We start from the raw sequence: 5317 nt of genomic DNA, 5'->3' as shown, positions 1-5317 counted from the left end.
AAACAATCCTTTATGATCTATTTCTGCTTCGCTTAAATGAGGTAAAATCCATCTTTCTATTTTATTTTTGCTGATGAGTTCCAGATTATTAGTTATTTGATTTGCAATACAAATTTGCTAATTTTCTGGGAACTCTTTTTGTTTAATTAAGTTTAAACAACTTCATTTGGAAAATAACATCTAGTAAATTTTATCTCATAACCGCCCACAACAAAAATTAATGAAAAAAACATTCTGTATCTCCTACGATTACTCTCTCAGATTCTATACGGGCAAGAATATAAAATTACAGGTAATATTATAAACACCAAAAAAACAGCTCCTGAGCATCTAAAGCTGTGTCTTCTGTCCAAAGATTCTCTAGTTTTAAAAGACCTCATAACAGATAAAAAAGGGCTCTTTTCTATACAAGCCCTTCGCGGAGACTACATTTTACAGGTAAAGCGATCAACGGAAATACTCTATTCTAAAAACATTCATCTACAAAGTCATCTGAATATAGGCACAATACAAATCGAGAATGTCAAAAATATGAAATAAATCATCCTTGAAGGAAAAAAGAAACTTCTGGAAAGAAAAACGGATCGATTGATTTTTAATGTCGAGAACGCTATCTCTACTCTTGGAGGTAACGCTTTAGAAGCCCTTAAAACCATACCCGGAGTAAGAATACAAGGGGAAGAAATTAAACTTGCGGGAAAAAATACAGTAAGAATAATGGTAAATGATAAAATAATACAATTATCAAATGATGAACTACAAAATTACTTAACATCCATACCCTCGAGCAATATTCAAAAAATAGAGGTGATTACCAATCCCCCTGCAAAATATGACGCAGAAGGGAACTCTGGGCTCATCAATATCCAACTGAAAAAAGCAAAACTGGATAATTGGAATACCCCCTTACGATCTTCTTATCAGCAAGCTACTTATGAAAGTATTTCCCATGGTATTGGTTTTAGTTATAGTAAAAATAAATTGTCGACTTTAGCAGACCTTAGTTATCTCCATTCGAGAAATATTTACACCAATAATATCCACTACTATTACCCTCTCGAAAAATGGAATAATCATATTTTTTATAGAAATCATAGAAAAAATTTAAGTGCCCTACTCAACCTACAGTACGATTTGGCTAAAAAAAGCCGCATGGGCATGCGGTTTTTGGGTTCCTTCTCAAATAACTTATCCGATGAGTATTATGATAGCTACAGTTATTATCATACAGGCCAGATATTGTTAAAACACGATTATACAGAGGGTAAACCTTATCTAAAGCCTCAGAATATAGCCCTAAATATAAACTATAATCAGAAATTGAATGAAAAAGGCGAAAAATTTTCAATAGATGCCGATTATTTTCATAATGTTTCTCCTAAAAAAAATGAATTCATCTCGGATCTCATGAATTTTGAACAAAAGAAAAATGATAAAGAATATGCTTTTAACAATTCCAATCAATCTATTAAAAATTATTCCTTAAAAACGGATTTCGAATTTCCCTATAACTGGGCAAATATTTTATTTGGAGCCAAAATAAGCGCTACAAAAACCGATAATTCCCTAGAGACTAATTTATACAAAAAAACCGATAACAGCCTTATTTCAGCACAAAACGACCATTTCCAGTATACTGAAAATATGCAAGCGCTTTATTTCAACATTTCCAAATCTTTAAAAAAATGGGAAATACAAGCTGGATTTCGCGGGGGAAATACCCAAACAAAAGCCCATTCTATCTCGGGGGATGAACTTACCGAGCGAAACTATTTTAAATTATTCCCAACCCTATATTTATTATATAGAGAGAATGACAGACATATTTTTTTCAGTAAATTTTGGAAGAAGAATAGGCCGGCCTGGATTTTGGGAACTAAATCCTGCAAGACGTTACAGTAGTCCCAAGTCATACGCGACAGGAAATTCATTTTTACAGCCTTCATTCGTATACAATTATGTATTTAATTACTCTTATAAAAGTTTACTGAATTTAAACCTCAACTATGCAAATATAAAAGATATTACCGGACAATTAACCTATCATGACGTTCCAGAGGATATGCAAATATTTAAACGTTTGAATTATGCCCATGGAAAATATATGGGAGGTAATATATCCGTTACATTTAAACCCTTCAAATGGTGGGAATCCTCAACTGACTTTTCCGTAAATTACGGTGAATTGACGCCTTACGTAAATATTTTAGCAAATAAATATTCAGGATGGCAGGGATATACATCGTCCATAAATACTTTTACCCTTAATCGATCTAAAACCTTTTTTACATCCTTATATTATGAGTACAATACCCCTCAAAATCAGGATACAGCATAGTAACTCCTTTTTCAACCTTAAATATAGGTTTTAAATATCTCGCGGTAAACAAAAAATTAAGTATTGGAATAAACTATGAAGATATTTTTAGAAAAAATTTCAACACATTAAAAAAATTTTCTTCTGGCATCCTACAAACTTTTGAACAATATTAAGATACAAGGTTGATAAGAGTCTCTTTAAGCTATAGATTAGGAAACGGAAAAATATCTGTTCATCATAGAAAAACAGGCAATGACGAAGAAAAAAATAGAGCAAATTAATTTATGGTGAACATCCATATAAGTGGAATTCCAGAAAAATATTTTTTTACACTGCTAACATAATATTGCAAATTATTAATTACCAGATGATTCCCTTTTTTATTTTTTGAATTTACATCAAATTTAATGGATGTTTTCAATAAGTTCACAATACGACCTTCCCTTACACGTTTTGTGGAGGGAAATCCTACTGCCATCATAAACACTTCAGGAAATACTGACAAGATTTGATCATAAAAATTTACATTGAAAAATCCGACATTTAATAGCCCTTTAATCCATAACAATATGGAAATCCCATACAACGCTTCCGTTAAAAAAAATAAATATAAAATACATTTTTTTAGTTAAAAATTAAATTAAACACTTTCATACAACCAATATAGAGAATAAATTTAATCTGCTTTTAATTTTAAACCTTATGACTTATTGAGATTTTAGCGTAATTTTGGACGCATGAAACGCAAAGTACTTCTCCTTTATACCGGCGGCACCATTGGCATGGAAAAAGATTATGAGAGTGGCAGTCTCAAAGCTTTTGATTTTTCCAATATTGCCAGTAGAATTCCAGAGATTAGCCTCCTAGATTGTGATGTGAATTTACATCAGTTTTCTACCCCCCTGGACTCCTCTGATGTAGGCCCAGAGCATTGGTCTATGATGGCAGAAATGATTAAAGAGCATTATGAGGACTATTCGGGTTTCCTCATCCTACACGGAACTGATACCATGGCGTATACGGCTTCGGCACTTAGTTTTATGCTAAAAGGCTTACGAAAACCTGTTATTCTTACTGGTTCGCAGCTACCGATAGGAGACTTGAGAACCGATGCGAAAGAAAACCTACTGACCGCCCTGTATTATGCCAGCTTTTATGATGGAGAGGAAGCCGTTGTTCAGGAAGTTGCTTTGTATTTTGAATATAAGTTATTGCGAGGAAATCGTTGTATCAAGGCCAGCGCCGAGAATTTTGATGCCTTTAAGACCCCCAACTATCCCCTATTAGGACAATCGGGAGTAAATCTCGAAGCCTATCGAAATGCCCTCTTCCGCCCTTCCCAAGAGGAAATATTTGAAGTTGATACCCATATCTGTAAAAAAGTTTTTCTGCTCTGGATCTTTCCTGGAATGAATCTTCATGCTTTAGAAAATTTTATCCAAGACCCCCCGATAAAAGTATTAATCCTAGGAGTCTTTGGTTCTGGCACCTTTTTTTCGGATAAAAAATTCGAAGACTTCCTCTTTCAGATTAGAAACTGCGGTACGGAAATCGTGATTATTTCCCAGTGCATGTCAGGAGAAATTTCCATAGGAAAGTATGATAATAGTAATATATTTAAACGCATAGGAGCCATCAATGGACGTGATTTAACCGTCGAAAGTGCTCTGACTAAGGCGATGCATCTTATGGATAATCCTCGCTATACAGAAGATTTTAAAAGTCTCTTCCAGAAAAATTTAAGAGGGGAAATGTTAAATTAATTTGTAAAACTCGAAGATAAGTTATACTTTTGCAAACGCAATTAGAGAGGTGGCCGAGTGGTCGAAGGCGCACGCCTGGAAAGTGTGTATACTCCAAAAGGGTATCGAGGGTTCGAATCCCTTCCTCTCTGCTAATACTCTTTAAAAGCCTGTTAATGAGTATTTTACCTACAGGCTAGTAAAGTAAAAAGCACAAAAGTGCACAAATCTGATTTTCACTGCCCCCAGTATCTGAAATGAAAAAAATCAGAAATGAAAAACAGATTCACTATCCCAAAGGTAAAACATTATCCTCTAGAGAGTACCAAAGATTGGTACGTTTGGTTTCGTTTTAATGGAGGCAATCCAATCCGCATTAAAACAGGGTTAAATAAAATTCAAGACTACAATGAGCGGCTAGAAGAAGCAACTGCTCTGGCTGAAGTTCTAAAAGAAAAGCTTGAGAATGGGTGGATTCCTAATGCCGCAAATATTTACAAGTCATCGATTGAAAAATTAACTCTTTATAGTGCTTTAGATTTTGCATTAGAAAAGAAGAAGTCTCAATTGGCCCATAAAAGTTTTCTTGATTATAAATGTACCTGTCGATTTGTTAAAGTTTACGCGAAAAAAATGAAATTTGATAGAATGTATGTCAATTCTTGCGAAAGGTTTCACATTAAAAAAATTTTTGACAAATTACAACTGGACAGAAACTGGACAGCCAAGAATTACAATAAGCATCTTGGATATATCAAATCTTTGTTTTCGGAATTGGTGGAATGGGAATTGATTTCTTCAAACCCAGTTAGAGACATCAGAACCCAGAAAGAAGAAAAAACGGAAAGCAATATTCCCTTGACTGATGAAGAACATAAAATTGTTTTTGACTTTCTGAAAGAGCGGAATTACAATTTCTACGTCTATTGTTCTTTCATTTATCATTGTGGGATACGCCCCTATGAATTGACCCAAATAAAATGCAAGTACATCAATTTAGAAGAAAATTTAATTTCCCTTCCTGCTGAAATCACGAAAAATGATAGTGATGGCTTTGTTTCAATTCTTGGCAACCTAAAAGATTTAGAGCCTGTTTAAATTTTGTTCAATAAATTTTTTATAGCGGGGACTTTAACCATTTCTTCTTCATTTTCGATTAGCAGTTCATAAATTCGGCATAGTCTTCGATGGTTATCAAACCAAGCAAATGTTCTTTCAATAATCCATCTTTTATGGATAGGCTGAAAATTCTTTT

Annotated in this window: 2 protein-coding genes, 1 tRNA gene and 1 pseudogene; all 4 read left to right on the top strand. The window is 33.7% G+C overall.

Annotation, left to right across the window (positions count from 1 at the left end; genetic code table 11):
* Positions 1 to 717 precede the first annotated feature (717 nt).
* The 4 genes and pseudogenes from GNY06_RS14120 (at position 718) to GNY06_RS04865 (ending at position 5160) form a co-directional block, all read left to right on the top strand.
* Positions 718 to 2493 (top strand): annotated as a pseudogene (locus GNY06_RS14120) (outer membrane beta-barrel protein).
* 564 nt (positions 2494 to 3057) lie between these two features.
* On the top strand, positions 3058 to 4083 hold the full coding sequence (locus GNY06_RS04875; protein WP_166519048.1) for an asparaginase: 1026 nt from the start codon (positions 3058 to 3060) through the stop codon (positions 4081 to 4083).
* Between the two features lie 43 nt (positions 4084 to 4126).
* Positions 4127 to 4214: transfer RNA gene (locus GNY06_RS04870), tRNA-Ser, on the top strand.
* A gap of 121 nt (positions 4215 to 4335) precedes the next feature.
* A complete protein-coding gene (locus tag GNY06_RS04865; protein ID WP_166519047.1) occupies positions 4336 to 5160 on the top strand; it encodes a hypothetical protein in 825 nt (274 codons plus the stop codon).
* The last annotated feature ends 157 nt before the right edge of the window (positions 5161 to 5317 follow it).

The sequence above is a fragment of the Elizabethkingia argenteiflava genome, from assembly GCF_009904105.1.
Lineage (GTDB): Bacteria > Bacteroidota > Bacteroidia > Flavobacteriales > Weeksellaceae > Elizabethkingia > Elizabethkingia argenteiflava.
This window is presented reverse-complemented; position numbering and strand designations above follow the sequence as displayed.

Bases quoted from the DNA above. Each gene is read 5' to 3' on its own strand.
- GNY06_RS04875 (WP_166519048.1), top strand. From the start codon at position 3,058: ATGAAACGCAAAGTACTTCTCCTTTATACCGGCGGCACCATTGGCATG.
- GNY06_RS04865 (WP_166519047.1), top strand. From the start codon at position 4,336: ATGAAAAACAGATTCACTATCCCAAAGGTAAAACATTATCCTCTAGAG.